This is a genomic window from Streptococcus sp. FDAARGOS_256 (assembly GCF_002289235.2).
Classification (GTDB): domain Bacteria; phylum Bacillota; class Bacilli; order Lactobacillales; family Streptococcaceae; genus Streptococcus.
Window position 1 is genome coordinate 1,554,814 of sequence record NZ_NTGM02000001.1, and the last position, 18,704, is coordinate 1,573,517.

15 protein-coding genes, 1 tRNA gene, 1 rRNA gene and 1 pseudogene are annotated in these 18,704 nt (G+C 37.8%); all 18 read left to right on the forward strand.

The features are described 5' to 3' along the window. Nucleotides 1–87: 87 nt before the first annotated feature. The 18 genes and pseudogenes from A6J84_RS07685 (at nucleotide 88) to A6J84_RS07770 (ending at nucleotide 18,654) form a co-directional block, all read left to right on the forward strand. The gene (locus tag A6J84_RS07685) at nucleotides 88–1,284 is read left to right on the forward strand and encodes a S1C family serine protease (protein ID WP_095726363.1); all 1,197 of its coding nucleotides are present in this window, start codon (nucleotides 88–90) and stop codon (nucleotides 1,282–1,284) included. Between the two features lie 57 nt (nucleotides 1,285–1,341). Then, nucleotides 1,342–2,100: a ParB/RepB/Spo0J family partition protein gene (locus tag A6J84_RS07690; RefSeq protein ID WP_095726364.1), complete on the forward strand. Its 759-nt coding sequence runs from the start codon at nucleotides 1,342–1,344 to the stop codon at nucleotides 2,098–2,100. 216 nt (nucleotides 2,101–2,316) lie between these two features. After that, entirely contained in the window at nucleotides 2,317–3,678 is a 1,362-nt protein-coding gene (gene dnaA / locus A6J84_RS07695) for a chromosomal replication initiator protein DnaA (protein ID WP_000660625.1), read from the forward strand. A gap of 158 nt (nucleotides 3,679–3,836) precedes the next feature. Continuing rightward, entirely contained in the window at nucleotides 3,837–4,973 is a 1,137-nt protein-coding gene (gene dnaN, locus A6J84_RS07700) for a DNA polymerase III subunit beta (RefSeq protein ID WP_000581146.1), read from the forward strand. Nucleotides 4,974–5,037: 64 nt separating this feature from the next. After that, nucleotides 5,038–5,232 (forward strand): DUF951 domain-containing protein, encoded by a 195-nt coding sequence (locus tag A6J84_RS07705; protein WP_045594449.1) that lies wholly within the window; start codon nucleotides 5,038–5,040, stop codon nucleotides 5,230–5,232. A gap of 84 nt (nucleotides 5,233–5,316) precedes the next feature. Further along, nucleotides 5,317–6,432 (forward strand): redox-regulated ATPase YchF, encoded by a 1,116-nt coding sequence (gene ychF, locus A6J84_RS07710; RefSeq protein ID WP_095726365.1) that lies wholly within the window; start codon nucleotides 5,317–5,319, stop codon nucleotides 6,430–6,432. Between the two features lie 73 nt (nucleotides 6,433–6,505). Continuing rightward, nucleotides 6,506–7,075, forward strand: a complete 570-nt coding sequence (pth, locus tag A6J84_RS07715) for an aminoacyl-tRNA hydrolase (RefSeq protein WP_095726366.1) — start codon at nucleotides 6,506–6,508, stop codon at nucleotides 7,073–7,075. Then, nucleotides 7,076–10,579: a transcription-repair coupling factor gene (gene mfd, locus A6J84_RS07720; protein ID WP_095726367.1), complete on the forward strand. Its 3,504-nt coding sequence runs from the start codon at nucleotides 7,076–7,078 to the stop codon at nucleotides 10,577–10,579. Nucleotides 10,580–10,636: 57 nt separating this feature from the next. Then, nucleotides 10,637–10,903: an RNA-binding S4 domain-containing protein gene (locus A6J84_RS07725; RefSeq protein ID WP_001234975.1), complete on the forward strand. Its 267-nt coding sequence runs from the start codon at nucleotides 10,637–10,639 to the stop codon at nucleotides 10,901–10,903. Then, nucleotides 10,896–11,264 (forward strand): septum formation initiator family protein, encoded by a 369-nt coding sequence (locus A6J84_RS07730; protein ID WP_000041922.1) that lies wholly within the window; start codon nucleotides 10,896–10,898, stop codon nucleotides 11,262–11,264. Before A6J84_RS07725 ends, A6J84_RS07730 begins: the two co-directional genes overlap by 8 nt. Nucleotides 11,265–11,268: 4 nt before the next feature. Continuing rightward, nucleotides 11,269–11,391: an SP_0009 family protein gene (locus A6J84_RS10290; RefSeq protein ID WP_000429344.1), complete on the forward strand. Its 123-nt coding sequence runs from the start codon at nucleotides 11,269–11,271 to the stop codon at nucleotides 11,389–11,391. Continuing rightward, nucleotides 11,384–12,652 carry a serine hydrolase gene (locus A6J84_RS07735; protein ID WP_001224817.1) on the forward strand — a complete coding sequence of 423 codons (1,269 nt, stop codon included), beginning with the start codon at nucleotides 11,384–11,386 and terminating at the stop codon, nucleotides 12,650–12,652. Before A6J84_RS10290 ends, A6J84_RS07735 begins: the two co-directional genes overlap by 8 nt. Then, the gene (tilS, locus tag A6J84_RS07740) at nucleotides 12,649–13,926 is read left to right on the forward strand and encodes a tRNA lysidine(34) synthetase TilS (RefSeq protein ID WP_001205570.1); all 1,278 of its coding nucleotides are present in this window, start codon (nucleotides 12,649–12,651) and stop codon (nucleotides 13,924–13,926) included. The genes A6J84_RS07735 and tilS overlap by 4 nt, the downstream gene beginning before the upstream one ends. 4 nt (nucleotides 13,927–13,930) lie before the next feature. Further along, nucleotides 13,931–14,473, forward strand: a complete 543-nt coding sequence (hpt, locus tag A6J84_RS07745) for a hypoxanthine phosphoribosyltransferase (RefSeq protein WP_095726368.1) — start codon at nucleotides 13,931–13,933, stop codon at nucleotides 14,471–14,473. Between the two features lie 15 nt (nucleotides 14,474–14,488). Further along, entirely contained in the window at nucleotides 14,489–16,447 is a 1,959-nt protein-coding gene (gene ftsH, locus A6J84_RS07750; RefSeq protein WP_049479921.1) for an ATP-dependent zinc metalloprotease FtsH, read from the forward strand. 42 nt (nucleotides 16,448–16,489) lie between these two features. After that, nucleotides 16,490–16,738 (forward strand): annotated as a pseudogene (locus tag A6J84_RS07755) (23S rRNA (uracil-5-)-methyltransferase RumA); the annotation flags it as partial. 67 nt (nucleotides 16,739–16,805) lie between these two features. Next, nucleotides 16,806–16,877, forward strand: a tRNA-Glu gene (locus A6J84_RS07760). Between the two features lie 231 nt (nucleotides 16,878–17,108). After that, nucleotides 17,109–18,654: ribosomal RNA gene (locus A6J84_RS07770) — 16S ribosomal RNA — on the forward strand. Nucleotides 18,655–18,704 lie beyond the last annotated feature (50 nt).

An 18,704-nucleotide genomic window follows, 5' to 3' on the forward strand; every position in this document is an offset into this window, starting at 1 on the left:
CAACTTGTGTAAAACTTTAAGCTTTTAAGTTTGGATTAAGTTAATAGGTTTATAATCTGAGTAAATAAATAACAAACGGAGGCGTTTATGAAACACTTACAAAAATTTTACAAAAAAGGAGTTAAAGTTCTAGCAATCATTCTAATCGGATTTTTAAGTGGTGCCTTAGGAAGTTTCGTAACATTACAACTTTATCAAAAACAAGGAAATCAAGCTACGAATAATAATTCTGGCACTGTCACTCAAACATCCTATAAAAATGAAAACTCAACCACTCAAGCAGTAAATAAAGTTAAGGATGCTGTTGTCTCAATCATTACTTATTCTTCTTCTAGCAGTAGACAAAGTAGTGTATTTAATGGTGATGAAACTAATTCTGATTCAGACAATCAACAAATCGCAAGTGAGGGATCAGGTGTTATCTATAAAAAGGATGATAAAGATGCCTATCTTGTAACTAATACTCACGTTATCAATGGAGCTTCAAAAGTTGATATCCGCTTAGCAGATGGTACCAAGGTTCCTGGTGAAATTGTCGGATCTGATACCTTCTCTGATATTGCTGTCGTTAAAATTTCTTCAGAAAAAGTTACAACAGTAGCAGAATTTGGGGATTCAAGTCAACTTAGTGTTGGAGAAACAGCGATTGCTATCGGTAGTCCTCTAGGTTCAGAATATGCTAATACAGTTACACAGGGAATCATCTCGAGTCTTAATCGAAATGTTTCTCTAAAATCTGAAGATGGTCAAGCTATTTCAACAAAAGCCATTCAAACAGATACGGCCATTAATCCTGGTAACTCTGGTGGTCCACTTGTAAACATTCAAGGACAAGTAATTGGTATAACATCAAGTAAAATTGCAAGTAATGGTGGAACATCTGTAGAAGGTCTTGGTTTTGCAATTCCTTCAAACGATGCTCAAAATATCATTAAACAGCTTGAAAGTGATGGTAAAGTGACTCGTCCTGCTCTTGGGATTCAAATGGTCAATCTATCAAATGTTGGAGCTAGTGATCTTAGAAAACTTAACATTCCAAGTGGCCTCACTTCAGGTGTAGTTGTTCGATCTGTTCAAAACAATATGCCAGCAAATGGACATCTTCAAAAATACGATGTCATTACCAAAGTTGACGACAAAGAGATTGCTTCATCAACAGACCTACAACACGCTCTTTACAATCATGCTATCGGAGATACTATCAAAGTAACCTACTACCGTAACGGTAAGGAGGAAACAACCTCAATTAAACTAGATAAGAATTCTGGTGATTTAGAGTCTTAATTGACATCAGTGTAAAGAAAACTTTACAGAAAGTAAAAGATATGTTAGTGTAGAATCATGGAAAAATTTGAAATGATTTCTATCTCTGAAATACAAAAGAATCCTTACCAACCTCGGAAAGAATTTGACGCAGATAAACTAAAGGAATTAGCTCAGTCAATCAAAGAAAATGGGCTCATCCAACCAATCATCGTTCGTCAATCTCCTGTAATTGGTTATGAAATCCTTGCAGGAGAGAGACGATATCGAGCTTCTCTCTTGGCTGGTCTGACCTCTATTCCAGCCGTTGTAAAGCATCTCTCAGATCAGGAAATGATGATTCAGTCTATCATTGAGAATTTGCAGAGAGAAAATTTAAATCCTGTTGAAGAAGCACGCGCCTACGAATCTTTAGTAGAAAAAGGATTTACTCACACTGAGATAGCGGATAAAATGGGGAAATCTCGTCCTTATATCACTAATTTTATTCGTTTACTTTCCCTACCAGAATATATCTTAGCTGAAGTAGAAAATGGAAAAATTTCTCAAGCGCATGCACGTTCTCTAGTTGGTTTAGATAAAGAGCAGCAAGACTATTTCTTTCAACTAATTAAAAATGAAGACATCTCTGTGAGAAAGTTAGAAGTACTTCTCACAGAGAAAAAACACAAGAAGCAAAAAAAAAGTGATTCTTTCATCAAAGACGAAGAAGATAAATTAAAAAAACTACTCGGTTTAAGTGTAGAAATTAAACTTTCAAAAAAAGATACTGGAAAGATTATTATCTCCTTTTCAAGTCAAGAAGAATACGATAGAATTATTAACAGCCTGAAATAAGGCTGTTCTTTTATTTTCTCAACTCACAAATTTATCCACCAATTTTTTTATCAAAAACCCTATTAAATCAAGGATTTTCCTATTTATCCCCAACCTGTGGATAAATACTACTAACATTGTGGATTCTTTTCCCCAATCTGTGGAAAAATCCTATTATCTATGGTAAAATAAGTCTAGCACTAAACTACTAAAATTATAGTAAAGGAGGAAAATTAGTTGAAAGAAAAGCAATTTTGGAATCGTATTTTAGAATTTGCTCAAGAAAGATTGACACGATCTATGTATGATTTCTATGCTACACCTGCTGAACTCATCAAAGTAGAAGAAAATACAGCTACTATATTTCTACCGAGATCAGAGATGGAAATGGTGTGGGAAAAGCAATTAAAAGATATTATTATTGCTGCTGGTTTTGAAATTTATGATTCTGAAATCAAACCTCACTATATTTTCACTAAACCTCAGAGTACAGAATCTCCTCAAGTAAATGATACGAATAGTGTCTCTACTTACGATTACACACCTGCACTACCAACGATTCCCTATTCTGAAACAGGATTAAAAGAAAAATATACCTTTGATAACTTTATTCAAGGTGATGGGAATGTTTGGGCGGTATCTGCTGCACTAGCTGTATCTGAAGATTTAGCTCTGACCTATAATCCTCTTTTCATCTATGGAGGACCTGGTCTTGGAAAGACTCACTTGCTCAATGCGATTGGAAATGAGATTTTGAAAAATATTCCTGATGCGCGTGTCAAGTACATTCCTGCCGAAAGCTTTATCAATGACTTTCTTGAACACTTGCGACTTGGGGAAATGGAAAAGTTCAAAAAGACTTACCGTAGCCTTGATCTCTTATTGATCGATGATATCCAATCTCTCAGTGGCAAAAAAGTCGCGACCCAGGAAGAATTTTTCAATACCTTCAATGCTCTTCATGATAAGCAGAAACAGATTGTCCTAACCAGTGATCGAAGTCCTAAACACCTAGAAGGACTTGAAGAGAGACTTGTCACACGCTTTAGCTGGGGATTGACGCAAAATATCACTCCTCCTGACTTTGAGACACGTATCGCCATTCTTCAAAGTAAAACAGAGCACTTGGATTACCATTTCCAAAGTGATACTCTGGAATATTTGGCTGGCCAATTTGATTCAAATGTTCGAGAATTGGAAGGAGCAATCAACGATATCACTTTAATTGCCAGAGTGAAGAAGATTAAGGATATTACTATTGATATTGCTGCGGAGGCTATTAGAGCACGTAAGCAAGACGCCCGCCAGATACTTGTTATTCCAATTGAGAAAATCCAAACTGAAGTTGGTAATTTTTATGGAGTGAGTGTCAAAGAAATGAAAGGTACGAGACGAGTTCAGAACATCGTTTTGGCACGTCAGGTTGCTATGTATCTAGCTAGAGAACTGACAGATAACAGTCTTCCAAAAATCGGAAAAGAATTCGGAGGAAAAGATCACACCACCGTGATTCATGCCCATGCTAAAATTAAATCATTGATTGACGAAGACGATAATTTACGTTTAGAAATAGAAGCAATCAAAAAGAAAATTAAGTAGCTTGTGGATAAGTTTTCCTTTCTTATCTTTTTTATCCACATTTTTTAAACAAGCTTAGAAGCTTAAATTTACTAAATAGCACTCAGTTTTCCACAGAATTCACACACTCTATTATTACTATTAATTTTCTAATACTAAAAATAAATAAAGGAGAATCCATGATTCATTTTTCAATTAATAAAAATTTATTTCTACAAGCCTTAAATACCACAAAACGAGCAATAAGCTCTAAAAATGCTATTCCAATTTTATCAACAATCAAAATTGACGTTACCAATGAAGGAATTACTTTAATTGGCTCAAACGGTCAAATTTCTATTGAAAATTTCATTTCTCAAAAGAATGAAGATGCTGGTCTCTTGATCACTTCTCTGGGTTCGATTCTTCTAGAAGCTTCTTTCTTTATCAATGTTGTATCTAGTCTTCCAGATGTAACGCTTGATTTTAAAGAGATTGAACAAAAACAAATTGTCTTAACAAGTGGCAAATCAGAAATTACTCTAAAAGGAAAAGATAGCGAACAGTACCCACGAATCCAAGAAATTTCAGCTAGCACACCTTTGGTTCTTGAAACCAAACTACTCAAGAAAATTATCAATGAAACAGCATTTGCTGCAAGTACGCAAGAAAGTCGTCCCATCTTAACAGGTGTCCACTTCGTATTGAGCCAACACAAGGAACTAAAAACAGTTGCGACAGACTCACACCGCCTTAGCCAGAAGAAATTGACTCTTGAAAAAAATGGAGATGATTTCGATGTGGTGATTCCTAGCCGCTCTTTACGCGAATTTTCAGCGGTATTTACAGATGATATTGAAACTGTAGAGATTTTCTTTGCAAATAATCAAATCCTCTTTAGAAGCGAAAATATTAGCTTCTACACTCGTCTCCTAGAAGGTAATTATCCTGATACAGATCGCTTGATTCCAACAGACTTTAACACTACAATTACTTTTGATGTGGTCAATTTGCGTCAATCTATGGAGCGTGCTCGTCTCTTATCAAGTGCGACTCAAAATGGTACTGTGAAGCTTGAAATTAAAGGTGGGGTTGTTAGTGCCCATGTTCACTCTCCAGAAGTTGGTAAAGTAAACGAAGAAATCGATACGGAGCAGGTGACTGGGGATGATTTGACTATTAGTTTCAACCCAACTTACTTGATTGATTCCCTCAAGGCTTTAAATAGCGAAAAGGTTACTATTAGCTTTATCTCAGCAGTTCGTCCATTTACTCTTGTGCCAGCAGATACTGACGAAGATTTCATGCAGCTTATTACACCAGTTCGAACAAACTAAGAGAAAGAGGTTGAGCCTGGCTCGCCTCTTTTATGATATAATCAAAAAAGAAAAGGAGAGTAGTATGTATCAAGTTGGAAATTTTGTTGAGATGAAAAAACCACATGCTTGCACCATCAAGTCAACAGGTAAAAAGGCCAATTGTTGGGAAATCACACGTGTAGGGGCAGATATCAAAATCAAATGTAGCAATTGTGATCATGTTGTTATGATGAGTCGCTATGATTTTGAACGAAAAATGAATAAGATTATTGACTAAGAACCCTTAAGTAGAGGGTTAGCAAGTTTTTCCTTTTTGTGTTATAATGTTAGGGATTGAAATGAGAACGGAGAATGAGAAACTATGGCTTTAACAGCAGGTATCGTTGGTTTGCCAAACGTTGGTAAATCAACCCTTTTTAATGCAATTACAAAAGCAGGAGCAGAGGCGGCAAACTACCCATTTGCGACTATTGATCCAAACGTTGGGATGGTGGAAGTTCCAGATGAACGCCTACAAAAACTAACGGAAATGATTACTCCTAAAAAGACAGTTCCAACAACCTTTGAGTTTACAGATATTGCAGGGATTGTAAAAGGAGCTTCAAAAGGAGAAGGTCTAGGTAATAAATTCTTGGCCAATATCCGTGAAGTAGACGCGATTGTTCACGTAGTTCGTGCTTTTGATGATGAAAACGTGATGCGCGAGCAAGGACGTGAAGACGCCTTTGTGGATCCACTTGCAGATATTGATACCATTAACCTAGAGTTGATTCTTGCTGACTTAGAATCAGTTAATAAACGCTATGCGCGTGTAGAAAAGATGGCTCGTACGCAAAAAGACAAAGAATCAGTAGCAGAGTTTAACGTTCTTCAAAAGATTAAACCAGTCCTTGAAGATGGAAAATCAGCTCGTACCATTGAATTCACAGATGAGGAACAAAAAGTTGTCAAAGGTCTCTTCCTTTTGACCACTAAACCAGTTCTTTATGTTGCTAATGTGGATGAGGATGTAGTTTCAGATCCAGATTATATCGAATATGTGAAGCAAATTCGTGAATTCGCAGCGACAGAGAATGCTGAAGTAGTAGTTATTTCCGCGCGTGCTGAGGAAGAAATTTCTGAGTTAGACGATGAGGATAAGCAAGAGTTTCTTGAAGCACTTGGTTTGACTGAATCAGGCGTTGACAAGTTGACTCGTGCAGCTTATCACTTGCTTGGGCTTGGAACTTACTTTACAGCTGGTGAAAAAGAAGTCCGTGCTTGGACCTTTAAGCGAGGGATGAAAGCTCCTCAAGCAGCTGGTATTATCCACTCAGACTTTGAAAAAGGTTTTATTCGTGCAGTAACCATGTCATATGAGGATCTAGTAAAATATGGATCTGAAAAGGCTGTAAAAGAAGCTGGGCGCTTACGTGAAGAAGGAAAAGAATATATCGTTCAAGATGGCGATATCATGGAATTCCGCTTTAACGTTTAATAACATTTAATAAATAGTGTCAATTAGGTTGGAAAAAAATTCCAACCCTTTTGGCTTTTGAAAGGAAAAATAAATGACAAAATTACTTGTTGGATTAGGAAACCCAGGGGATAAATATTTTGAAACCAAGCACAACGTTGGATTTATGTTGATTGACCAATTGGCCAAAAAACAAAATGTTACCTTTACACATGACAAGATATTTCAAGCTGACCTAGCATCTTTTTTCCTCAATGGAGAAAAAATTTATTTGGTCAAACCAACAACATTTATGAATGAAAGTGGAAAAGCGGTTCATGCTTTATTGACTTACTATGGTTTGGATATTGAAGATTTACTCGTTATTTACGACGACCTTGACATGGAAGTCGGGAAAATTCGTTTAAGAGCAAAGGGTTCAGCAGGTGGTCATAATGGCATCAAGTCTATTATTCAACATATAGGGACTCAGGTATTTAACCGTGTTAAAATAGGTATTGGAAGACCTAAAAAAGGCATGTCAGTTGTTCATCATGTTTTAAGTAAGTTTGATCAGGATGACTATGTGGGTATTTTACAGTCTATTGATAAGGTTTACGATGCTGTAAACTACTATTTACAAGAGAAAAACTTTGAGAAAACAATGCAGAGGTATAACGGCTAAATGGTGACTTTATTAGATTTATTCTCAGAAAATGACCAGATAAAAAAATGGCATCAAAATCTGATAGATAAGAAAAGACAACTAATACTTGGTTTATCAACTTCTACCAAGGCTCTTGCAATTGCAAGCAGTCTAGAAAAAGAAAATAAGATTGTGTTACTGACTTCAACTTATGGAGAAGCAGAACGAATTATCAGTGATCTTCTTTCTCTCTTAGGAGAGGAACTTGTCTATCCATTTTTGGTTGATGACTCTCCTATGGTAGAGTTTTTGATGTCTTCGCAAGAAAAAATCATTTCGCGGGTTGAGGCCTTGCGTTTTTTGAGTGATCCGTCTAAGAAAGGGATTTTAGTTTGTAATATCGCAGCGAGTCGGTTAATTTTACCCTCTCCGACTAGATTTAAAGAAAGTACTATAAAAATTGCAGTTGGCGAAGAATATGACCAACACGAGCTACTTCACCGGTTAAAGGAAATTGGATATCGAAAAGTTACTCAAGTACAGACACAAGGTGAGTTTAGTATTCGAGGAGACATTTTAGATATTTTTGAGATGTCTCAGTTAGAACCTTTCCGAATCGAGTTTTTTGGCGATGAAGTAGATGGTATTCGTACTTTTGAAGTCGAAACACAATTATCGAAAGAAAATCAGACAAACCTCACTATCTTTCCAGCTAGCGACATACTTTTGAGAGAAAAAGATTATCAACGAGGACAGTCAGCTTTAGAAAAGCAAATTTCAAAGACTCTATCACCAATTTTAAAATCATATTTGGAAGAGATTTTGTCAAGTTTTCATCAAAAACAAGTACATTCAGATAGTCGAAAGTTTTTGTCCTTATGTTATGATAAAACATGGACTGTATTTGATTATATTGAAAAAGATACACCAGTATTCTTTGATGACTATCAAAAATTGATGAATCAGTATGAAGCCTTTGAAAGAGAATTAGCACAATACTTTACAGAAGATTTACAGAATGGTAAATCATTTTCTGGGATGCAGTATTTTGCAGATACAGAGCAAACCTATAAAAAACAAAGTCCAGTTACCTTTTTCTCTAATCTGCAAAAGGGCTTAGGAAATCTTAAGTTTGATCACATTTATCAATTTAATCAATACCCCATGCAAGAGTTTTTTAATCAATTTTCATTTTTAAAAGAAGAAATTGAGCGATACAAAAAAATGGACTACACTATTATTTTGCAGTCTAGCAATTCAATGGGCAGTAAAACATTGGAGGATGTTTTAGAGGAATACCAGATCAAATTGGATTCCAAAGATAAGTCAAGTATCTGTAAAGAATCTGTAAACTTGATTGAGGGTAATCTAAGATATGGTTTTCATTTTGTAGATGAAAAAATTCTCTTGATTACTGAACATGAGATTTTTCAAAAGAAATTAAAACGTCGTTTTCGAAGACAACATGCTTCAAACGCAGAGCGATTAAAAGATTATAATGAACTTGAAAAAGGGGATTATGTTGTTCACCATATCCATGGAATTGGTCAATATCTAGGAATCGAAACAATTGAAATCAAAGGTATCCACCGTGATTATGTCAGTGTACAGTATCAAAATGGTGACCAAATCTCCATCCCAGTGGAGCAGATTCAGTTACTGTCCAAATATGTTTCAAGTGATGGGAAAGCGCCAAAACTTAATAAATTAAATGATGGTCATTTCAAAAAGGCCAAGCAAAAAGTTAAGAACCAAGTAGAGGATATAGCTGACGATTTAATCAAGCTTTATTCTGAGCGTAGTCAGTTGAAGGGGTTTGCTTTCTCAGCTGATGATGATGAGCAACATGCTTTTGATGATGCTTTCCCTTATGTTGAAACAGATGATCAACTTCGCAGTATTGAGGAAATCAAGAGAGATATGCAGGATTCTCACCCCATGGATCGACTTTTGGTTGGAGATGTTGGTTTTGGGAAGACTGAAGTAGCAATGCGTGCTGCTTTTAAGGCAGTCAATGATCACAAACAGGTGGTCGTTCTAGTTCCAACGACGGTTTTAGCGCAACAGCACTATACGAATTTTAAGGAACGATTCCAAAATTTTGCTGTTAATATTGATGTGTTGAGTCGCTTTAGAAGTAAAAAAGAGCAGGCAGAAACACTTGAAAAATTAAAGAATGGTCAAGTTGATATTTTGATTGGAACGCATCGTGTTTTGTCAAAAGATGTGGTGTTTTCTGATTTGGGCTTGATGATTATTGATGAAGAGCAGCGATTCGGGGTTAAGCATAAGGAAACTTTGAAAGAACTAAAAAAACAAGTAGATGTTCTAACCTTGACAGCAACGCCAATCCCTCGTACTCTCCACATGTCTATGCTGGGAATTCGAGATTTGTCTGTTATTGAAACTCCTCCAACCAATCGCTATCCTGTTCAAACCTATGTATTAGAGAAGAATGATAGTGTCATTCGTGATGCTGTCTTGCGTGAAATGGAGCGTGGAGGTCAACTTTACTATCTTTACAATAAAGTTGACACGATTGACCAGAAGGTTTCAGAATTACAGGAGTTGGTTCCAGAGGCTTCGATTGGGTATGTTCATGGACAAATGAGTGAAATTCAGTTGGAAAATACTCTACTTGATTTCATTGAAGGTCAGTATGATATTTTGGTGACGACTACTATTATTGAGACAGGGGTAGACATTCCAAATGCCAATACCTTATTTATTGAAAATGCAGACCATATGGGCTTGTCAACCTTGTATCAATTAAGAGGAAGAGTCGGTCGTAGTAATCGTATTGCTTATGCTTATCTCATGTATCGTCCAGAAAAATCAATTAGTGAAGTTTCTGAGAAGAGATTAGAAGCGATTAAGGGATTTACAGAATTAGGCTCAGGATTTAAGATTGCTATGCGAGATCTTTCGATTCGGGGAGCAGGAAATCTCCTAGGAAAATCGCAGTCTGGTTTCATTGATTCTGTTGGTTTTGAATTGTATTCACAGTTATTAGAGGAAGCTATTGCTAAACGGAACGGTAATGGGAATAAAAGAACCAAAGGAAATGCTGAGTTGATTTTACAAATTGATGCTTATCTTCCTGATACTTATATTTCTGACCAACGACATAAGATTGAAATTTACAAGAAAATTCGTCAAATTGACAATCGTGTCAACTATGAAGAACTACAAGAAGAATTGATGGATCGATTTGGAGAATACCCAGATGTAGTAGCCTACCTTTTAGAGATTGGTTTGGTTAAGTCATATTTGGACAAGGTCTTTGTAGAACGTGTGGAAAGAAAAGATAACAAGATTACAGTTCAATTTGAAAAAGTCACTCAACGACTATTCTTGGCTCAAGATTATTTTAAAGCCTTATCTGCAACGAACTTAAAAGCAGCTATAGCTGAGAATAAGGGATTAATGGAAGTTGTATTTGATGTCCGAAACAAGAAGGATTATGAAATTTTAGAAGGTTTGCTGATTTTTGGAGAAAGTTTATTAGAGATAAAAGAATCAAAGGAAGCAAATCCCATTTAACATTTTTCTTCTATAAAAAGGATAAAAATGGTACAATAATAATTTGAGGTAATAAAAATGAGATTAGACAAGTATTTAAAAGTATCACGAATTATTAAGCGCCGTACAGTCGCAAAAGAAGTAGCAGATAAAGGTAGAATCAAGGTAAATGGAATTTTGGCCAAAAGTTCAACGGATTTGAAAGTTGATGACCAAGTTGAAATTCGCTTTGGAAATAAGTTGTTGCTTGTTAAAGTACTAGAAATGAAAGATAGTACAAAAAAAGAAGATGCAGCAGGCATGTATGAAATTCTCAGTGAAACACGGGTAGAAGAAAATGTCTAAAAATATTGTACAGATGAATAATTCTTTTATTCAAAATGAACATCAACGTCGTCGTTACCTGATGAAGGAGAGACAAAAACGAAATCGTTTTATGGGTTGGGTCCTTATTTTGATGATCTTGTTGTTTATTTTACCAACTTATAACTTGGCCCAAAGCTATGATCAGTTACTGCAACGACGTCAGCAATTAACAGAGTTGAAAGAGCAGTACCAAACTCTTAGTGATGAAAAGGATAAGGAATCCGCCTTTGCTGCAAAGTTGAAAGATGAAGACTATGTAGCAAAGTATGCACGCGCCAAGTACTATTACTCAAAGAAACGAGAAGCAATTTACACAATTCCTGATTTGCTTCCGAGGTAATGTCATGGAAAATTTATTGGAAGTTGTTGAGCAATTTCTAAGTTTATCAGATGAAAAATTAGAGGAATTGGCAACTAAAAACCATTTATTACGATTACAAGAAGAAAGGGAAGAGAAGAATGCGTAAGTTCTTAGTAGTTTTATTGCTACCTGCTTTTATCATAACCTCAAGAGTAGTTAGCACAGAAAAACAGCTTCCTTACTCTTCACAAGAAATTTATTATCTAACCGAGTCTGATTATGGATTCTACTATAAAGAAACTCTGGAATCCCCAATGGTATATGGAGAAACAGCTGTCTATGCTAATGAGGATCTTGTCAAGGAGTCTGGTAAATTGACTCCTGGAACCACCTTTAAAATAGTAGAATGGCGTTTGAATAGACAAGGTGTTCCTGTTTTTAAATTAGATAATCACCAGTTTATCCTTGCAGATAAGCGGTTGGTCTATGATCAAAGTCAAGTTCAAACTCAAAATAGACAAGTATGGTTGGAGCAGGGGTTTGTTATCTATAACAGTCCCTATGATGCGAAAGAAATTTCTTCAACCCTCTCTCCCTATCAACGCGTAACGGTGGATAGAGCTCTCTTTGCTGAGGGACAAGAATTTCTTCATATCAATCAAGTTGGGTGGGTATCAAAAGAGTTCACCTCAGAAGAAGACAATCGCATCCAGAAGGTTCAAGAAGTTTTATCAAACAACTATCAGAATGAAAATTATTCTATTTATGTTAAACAACTGAGTACAGCTAAAGAGGCTGGGGTGAATGAAGACAGCAAACTTTATGCAGCTAGCATCTTGAAACTAGCCTACCTTTATTACGCTCAAGATAAGATAAATCAAGGGGAATATACGCTAGACAGTAGCTTCAAGTATATCCCAGAAGTAAATAGTTTCCCTGGGTCCTATAAACCAGAAGGTAGTGGTAGCTTACCTAAAAAAGAAGATAACAAAGAATACAGTCTTCAACAGTTAATTACCAAGGTAACAAAAGAGTCTGATAATGTTGCTCATAATATTTTAGGTTATTACGTGACCAATCAATCTGACGGGGCTTTTAAAGAAAAAATGTCCACCATTATGGGCGAAGATTGGGATGTGAATGATAAACTGACTTCTTCAAAAATGGCTGGAAAAGTCATGGAAGCTATTTATAATCAGAATGGTTTTGTCCTAGAGTCTCTAGGTAAGACTGATTTTGACAACCAAAGAATCGCAAAAGGTGTTTCGGTTAAGGTAGCTCATAAAATTGGAGATGCCGATGAGTTTAAACATGACACTGCCATTGTTTATACGGATTCTCCTTTCGTTCTTTCCATTTTCACCAAAAATTCTGATTATGATACTATTGCTAAGATAGCTAAGGATGTCTATGAGGTTCTAAAATGAGGGACCAGGATTTTTTAAATCATTTTCTCCGAAAAGAGTATTTCAAAAAACATTCTAAAGTCGTATTAGCTTTGTCTGGCGGACTGGACTCAATGTTTTTATTCCAGCTATTGTCTACTTATCAAAATGAGTTAGAAATTGAGTTGATTTTAGCACATGTCAATCACAAGCAGAGAAGGGAATCTGACTGGGAGGAAAATGAACTAAGGAAGTTAGCTGATGCAGCTGAACTTCCTATTTATATCACAAGCTTCTTAGGAGACTTTTCAGAAGCGCGTGCTCGAGAGTTTCGTTATGATTTTTTTAGGAAAATCATGAAAGAGATTGGAGCGACTGCCTTGGTTACTGCCCACCATGCAGATGATCAAGTTGAAACGATTTTGATGCGCTTGATTCGAGGAAGTCGGCTCCGTTATTTAACAGGAATAAAAGAAAGACAAGTAGTTGATGGAATTGAAATCATTCGTCCCTTGTTGCATTTTCATAAAAAGGATTTTCCACCAATTGTTCATTTTGAAGATCAAACAAATCAGGAAAATACCTATTTTCGCAATCGCATTCGAAATAGGTATTTACCAGAGCTTGAAAAAGAAAATCCTCGTCTTAAATCCGCCCTTTTAGATTTAGGAAGGGAAATTTCAGATTACCAAGCAACAATAACGGAGCTTTCGAAACAAATTGATGTGGAAGATTTGAATGAGCTATTTTCATACTCTCAACAAACTCAAGGAATCTTGCTCCAAAACTATCTTAATCAATTTCCAGACTTAAATCTGACGAAGGCTCAGTTTGATGAAGTTCGACAGATTTTAACAACGAAAAGCCAGTATCGTCATTCTCTTAAAAATGGCTACGAATTGATAAAAGAGTATCAGAATTTTCGAGTTTGTAAAATCAGTCCTCAGGCCGATGAAAAGGAAGATGAACTTGTGTTACACTATCAAAATCAAGTTCGATATAAGGGCTATTTATTTTCCTTTGGCATCCCTATTGAAGGGGATTTTGTTCAAAAAGTAACGGTTTCACGGGAAACATCTGTACATATTAGATGTCGAAAACCTGGCGATGTTATTATCCTGAATGGTCATCGAAAGAAACTGAGACGCTTATTTATAGATTTAAAAATCCCTATTGAAAAACGAAAAACAACCCCTATTATTGAGCAATTTGGAGAAATTGTCTCAATTTCAGGAATTGCGACCAGTGATTTGAGTAAAAACACGAAAAATGATATAATGAACACTGTGATTTATATAGAAAAAATAGATAGGTAAAAAGATGTTAGAACACGATATTAAAAAAATCCTCGTTTCACATGATGAAATTACAGAAGCAGCTAAAAAGCTAGGTGCGCAACTAACAAAAGAATATGAGGGGAAAAATCCAATTCTTATTGGAATTCTGAAAGGATCGATTCCTTTTATGGCTGAATTGGTTAAACATATTGATACACATATTGAGATGGACTTCATGATGGTATCTAGCTACCATGGTGGAACTGCAAGTAGTGGTGTCATCAATATCAAGCAAGACGTAACTCAAGATATCAAAGGAAGACATGTTCTATTTGTAGAAGACATCATCGATACAGGTCAAACCTTGAAAAATTTGCGAGATATGTTTATTGAAAGAAAAGCAGCTTCTGTTAAAATCGCGACTTTGTTAGACAAACCAGAAGGACGCGTTGTTGAAATTGAAGCGGATTATACTTGCTTTACTATTCCAAATGAGTTTGTAGTAGGTTATGGTCTAGATTATAAAGAAAATTATCGTAACCTTCCTTATGTCGGAGTATTGAAAGAAGAAGTTTATTCAAATTAGAAAGATCTATCTTTAATGAAAAAACAAAATAACGGTTTAGTTAGAAATCCATTTCTATACTTGTTAATTATCTTCTTCCTTGTAACAGGATTCCAGTATTTTTACTCTGGAAATACTGCAGGACGAAGCGAAAAAATTAACTATACAGAATTGGTAAAAGAAATTACAGCAGACAATGTAAAAGAATTAACCTATCAGCCAAATGGTAGCATCATTGAAGTGTCTGGTGTTTATAAAAATCCTAAGACTAGTAAAGAAGAAACAGGGATTCAATTTTTCACTCCTGCTGCCACAACAGTAGAAAGATTCTCAAGTACTATTCTTCCGTCTGATTCAACAGTTTCAGAATTGCAAAAACTTGCTTCTGAACATCAGGCAGAAGTAACAGTCAAACATGAGAGTTCAAGCGGTATGTGGATCAATATCCTTGTCTCTGTGGTGCCATTTGCTATTCTCTTCTTCTTCCTATTCTCTATGATGGGAAATATGGGAGGAAATAATAGTAGAAATCCAATGAGTTTTGGACGTAGTAAGGCCAAGGCTGCTAACAAAGAAGATATCAAGGTACGATTTTCAGATGTAGCAGGTGCCGAGGAAGAAAAACAAGAATTAGTTGAAGTTGTTGAATTCCTAAAAGATCCAAAACGATTTACAAAACTTGGTGCGCGTATTCCTGCAGGTGTTCTTTTGGAGGGACCTCCGGGAACAGGTAAGACCTTACTTGCTAAGGCAGTTGCTGGGGAAGCAGGTGTTCCATTCTTTAGTATCTCAGGTTCTGACTTTGTAGAAATGTTTGTCGGAGTTGGTGCAAGCCGTGTTCGTTCTCTTTTTGAGGATGCAAAAAAAGCAGCGCCAGCCATCATCTTTATCGATGAAATTGATGCCGTTGGTCGCCAACGTGGTGTCGGTCTTGGTGGAGGTAATGATGAACGTGAACAAACCTTGAACCAACTCTTGATTGAGATGGATGGTTTTGAGGGAAATGAAGGGATCATTGTTATCGCTGCGACGAACCGTTCAGATGTTCTAGATCCAGCTCTTCTCCGTCCAGGACGTTTTGATAGAAAAGTCTTGGTTGGTCGCCCTGATGTTAAAGGTCGTGAAGCAATCTTGAAAGTTCACGCTAAAAACAAACCTCTAGCAGAAGATGTTGATTTGAAATTAGTTGCCCAACAAACTCCAGGTTTTGTGGGAGCTGACTTGGAAAATGTTCTAAATGAGGCAGCCTTGGTTGCAGCCCGTCGCAACAAGTCAGTTATTGATGCTTCAGATATAGATGAGGCAGAGGACAGAGTGATTGCTGGACCATCTAAGAAAGATAAAACAGTATCACAAAGGGAACGTGAATTGGTTGCTTATCATGAGGCTGGACATACCATTGTTGGTTTAGTCTTGTCAAATGCCCGTGTTGTTCATAAAGTTACCATTGTACCACGTGGACGTGCAGGTGGTTACATGATTGCACTTCCGAAAGAGGATCAAATGCTTCTATCTAAAGAAGACATGAAAGAGCAATTGGCAGGCTTGATGGGTGGTCGTGTAGCTGAAGAGATTATCTTTAATGTCCAAACGACAGGAGCTTCAAATGACTTTGAACAAGCCACACAGATGGCGCGTGCAATGGTCACTGAATACGGTATGAGTGAAAAACTTGGCCCAGTTCAATACGAAGGTAATCATGCTATGTTTGGTGCACAAAGTCCTCAAAAATCAATTTCAGAGCAAACAGCCTATGAGATTGATGAGGAAGTTCGTTCATTATTAAATGAGGCACGAAACAAAGCTGCTGAAATTATCCAATCAAATCGTGAAACGCATAAATTGATTGCAGAAGCGTTATTGAAATATGAAACATTAGATAGTACACAGATTAAATCTCTTTACGAGACAGGAAAAATGCCTGAGACAGTAGAAGAGGAATCCCATGCATTATCTTATGATGAAGTAAAATCAAAAATGAGTGAAGAAAAATAAATTTAGAGAGGTTTAACCTCTCTTTTTATGTTCTAATGGAATGGCTACCGAGCGGATGCCCTGATAGTCGATCCTCCTCGTACAGGCTTAGATGATAAGCTACTGGATACCATTCTGACCTATGTTCCAGAAAAAATGGTCTATGTATCCTGCAATGTTTCGACGTTGGCGCGAGATTTGGTTAAACTGGTAAAAGTTTATGATCTCCAGTATATCCAGTCAGTCGATATGTTTCCCCACACTGCACGAACAGAAGCAGTAGTTAAGTTAGTGAAGAAAAGAAAAAATTAAATTCACTAAAAAAAGTCCTTGACAAAGGTAAAAAAGTAGGTATAATAGAAAGAGTTGAAAAGCTCAAGGTCCGTTGGTCAAGGGGTTAAGACACCGCCTTTTCACGGCGGTAACACGGGTTCGAATCCCGTACGGACTATGGTGTATTGCGGTTAGAAAAAACTTGAAAAAAGTTTAAAAAATCTGTTGACAGAGACAGGTAGCTGTGATATACTAATATAGTTGTCGCTTGAGAGAATGAGTGACAAAGACCTTTGAAAACTGAACAAGACGAACCAATGTGCAGGGCACTATAACTGAAGTTATAGTACTGAACAATGAAAAAAAACAATAAATCTGTCAGTGACAGAAATGAGTGAGAACTCAAACTTTTAATGAGAGTTTGATCCTGGCTCAGGACGAACGCTGGCGGCGTGCCTAATACATGCAAGTAGAACGCTGAAGGAGGAGCTTGCTCTTCTGGATGAGTTGCGAACGGGTGAGTAACGCGTAGGTAACCTGCCTGGTAGCGGGGGATAACTATTGGAAACGATAGCTAATACCGCATAATAGTAGATGTTGCATGACATTTGCTTAAAAGGTGCAATTGCATCACTACCAGATGGACCTGCGTTGTATTAGCTAGTTGGTGAGGTAACGGCTCACCAAGGCGACGATACATAGCCGACCTGAGAGGGTGATCGGCCACACTGGGACTGAGACACGGCCCAGACTCCTACGGGAGGCAGCAGTAGGGAATCTTCGGCAATGGACGGAAGTCTGACCGAGCAACGCCGCGTGAGTGAAGAAGGTTTTCGGATCGTAAAGCTCTGTTGTAAGAGAAGAACGAGTGTGAGAGTGGAAAGTTCACACTGTGACGGTATCTTACCAGAAAGGGACGGCTAACTACGTGCCAGCAGCCGCGGTAATACGTAGGTCCCGAGCGTTGTCCGGATTTATTGGGCGTAAAGCGAGCGCAGGCGGTTAGATAAGTCTGAAGTTAAAGGCTGTGGCTTAACCATAGTACGCTTTGGAAACTGTTTAACTTGAGTGCAAGAGGGGAGAGTGGAATTCCATGTGTAGCGGTGAAATGCGTAGATATATGGAGGAACACCGGTGGCGAAAGCGGCTCTCTGGCTTGTAACTGACGCTGAGGCTCGAAAGCGTGGGGAGCAAACAGGATTAGATACCCTGGTAGTCCACGCCGTAAACGATGAGTGCTAGGTGTTAGACCCTTTCCGGGGTTTAGTGCCGCAGCTAACGCATTAAGCACTCCGCCTGGGGAGTACGACCGCAAGGTTGAAACTCAAAGGAATTGACGGGGGCCCGCACAAGCGGTGGAGCATGTGGTTTAATTCGAAGCAACGCGAAGAACCTTACCAGGTCTTGACATCCCTCTGACCGCTCTAGAGATAGAGTTTTCCTTCGGGACAGAGGTGACAGGTGGTGCATGGTTGTCGTCAGCTCGTGTCGTGAGATGTTGGGTTAAGTCCCGCAACGAGCGCAACCCCTATTGTTAGTTGCCATCATTCAGTTGGGCACTCTAGCGAGACTGCCGGTAATAAACCGGAGGAAGGTGGGGATGACGTCAAATCATCATGCCCCTTATGACCTGGGCTACACACGTGCTACAATGGCTGGTACAACGAGTCGCAAGCCGGTGACGGCAAGCTAATCTCTTAAAGCCAGTCTCAGTTCGGATTGTAGGCTGCAACTCGCCTACATGAAGTCGGAATCGCTAGTAATCGCGGATCAGCACGCCGCGGTGAATACGTTCCCGGGCCTTGTACACACCGCCCGTCACACCACGAGAGTTTGTAACACCCGAAGTCGGTGAGGTAACCATTTGGAGCCAGCCGCCTAAGGTGGGATAGATGATTGGGGTGAAGTCGTAACAAGGTAGCCGTATCGGAAGGTGCGGCTGGATCACCTCCTTTCTAAGGATAAGGAACTGCACATTGGTCTTGTTTAGTCTTGAGAGGTCTTG

Excerpts from the sequence above, each read along its gene's own strand:
- tilS (WP_001205570.1), top strand. The coding sequence starts at position 12,649 with ATGAGGGACCAGGATTTTTTAAATCATTTTCTCCGAAAAGAGTATTTC.
- ychF (WP_095726365.1), top strand. The coding sequence starts at position 5,317 with ATGGCTTTAACAGCAGGTATCGTTGGTTTGCCAAACGTTGGTAAATCA.
- dnaN (WP_000581146.1), top strand. The coding sequence starts at position 3,837 with ATGATTCATTTTTCAATTAATAAAAATTTATTTCTACAAGCCTTAAAT.
- A6J84_RS10290 (WP_000429344.1), top strand. The coding sequence starts at position 11,269 with ATGGAAAATTTATTGGAAGTTGTTGAGCAATTTCTAAGTTTATCAGAT.
- A6J84_RS07730 (WP_000041922.1), top strand. The coding sequence starts at position 10,896 with ATGTCTAAAAATATTGTACAGATGAATAATTCTTTTATTCAAAATGAA.
- hpt (WP_095726368.1), top strand. The coding sequence starts at position 13,931 with ATGTTAGAACACGATATTAAAAAAATCCTCGTTTCACATGATGAAATT.
- A6J84_RS07685 (WP_095726363.1), top strand. The coding sequence starts at position 88 with ATGAAACACTTACAAAAATTTTACAAAAAAGGAGTTAAAGTTCTAGCA.
- mfd (WP_095726367.1), top strand. The coding sequence starts at position 7,076 with ATGGTGACTTTATTAGATTTATTCTCAGAAAATGACCAGATAAAAAAA.
- A6J84_RS07735 (WP_001224817.1), top strand. The coding sequence starts at position 11,384 with ATGCGTAAGTTCTTAGTAGTTTTATTGCTACCTGCTTTTATCATAACC.
- A6J84_RS07690 (WP_095726364.1), top strand. The coding sequence starts at position 1,342 with ATGGAAAAATTTGAAATGATTTCTATCTCTGAAATACAAAAGAATCCT.
- A6J84_RS07725 (WP_001234975.1), top strand. The coding sequence starts at position 10,637 with ATGAGATTAGACAAGTATTTAAAAGTATCACGAATTATTAAGCGCCGT.
- A6J84_RS07705 (WP_045594449.1), top strand. The coding sequence starts at position 5,038 with ATGTATCAAGTTGGAAATTTTGTTGAGATGAAAAAACCACATGCTTGC.
- pth (WP_095726366.1), top strand. The coding sequence starts at position 6,506 with ATGACAAAATTACTTGTTGGATTAGGAAACCCAGGGGATAAATATTTT.
- ftsH (WP_049479921.1), top strand. The coding sequence starts at position 14,489 with ATGAAAAAACAAAATAACGGTTTAGTTAGAAATCCATTTCTATACTTG.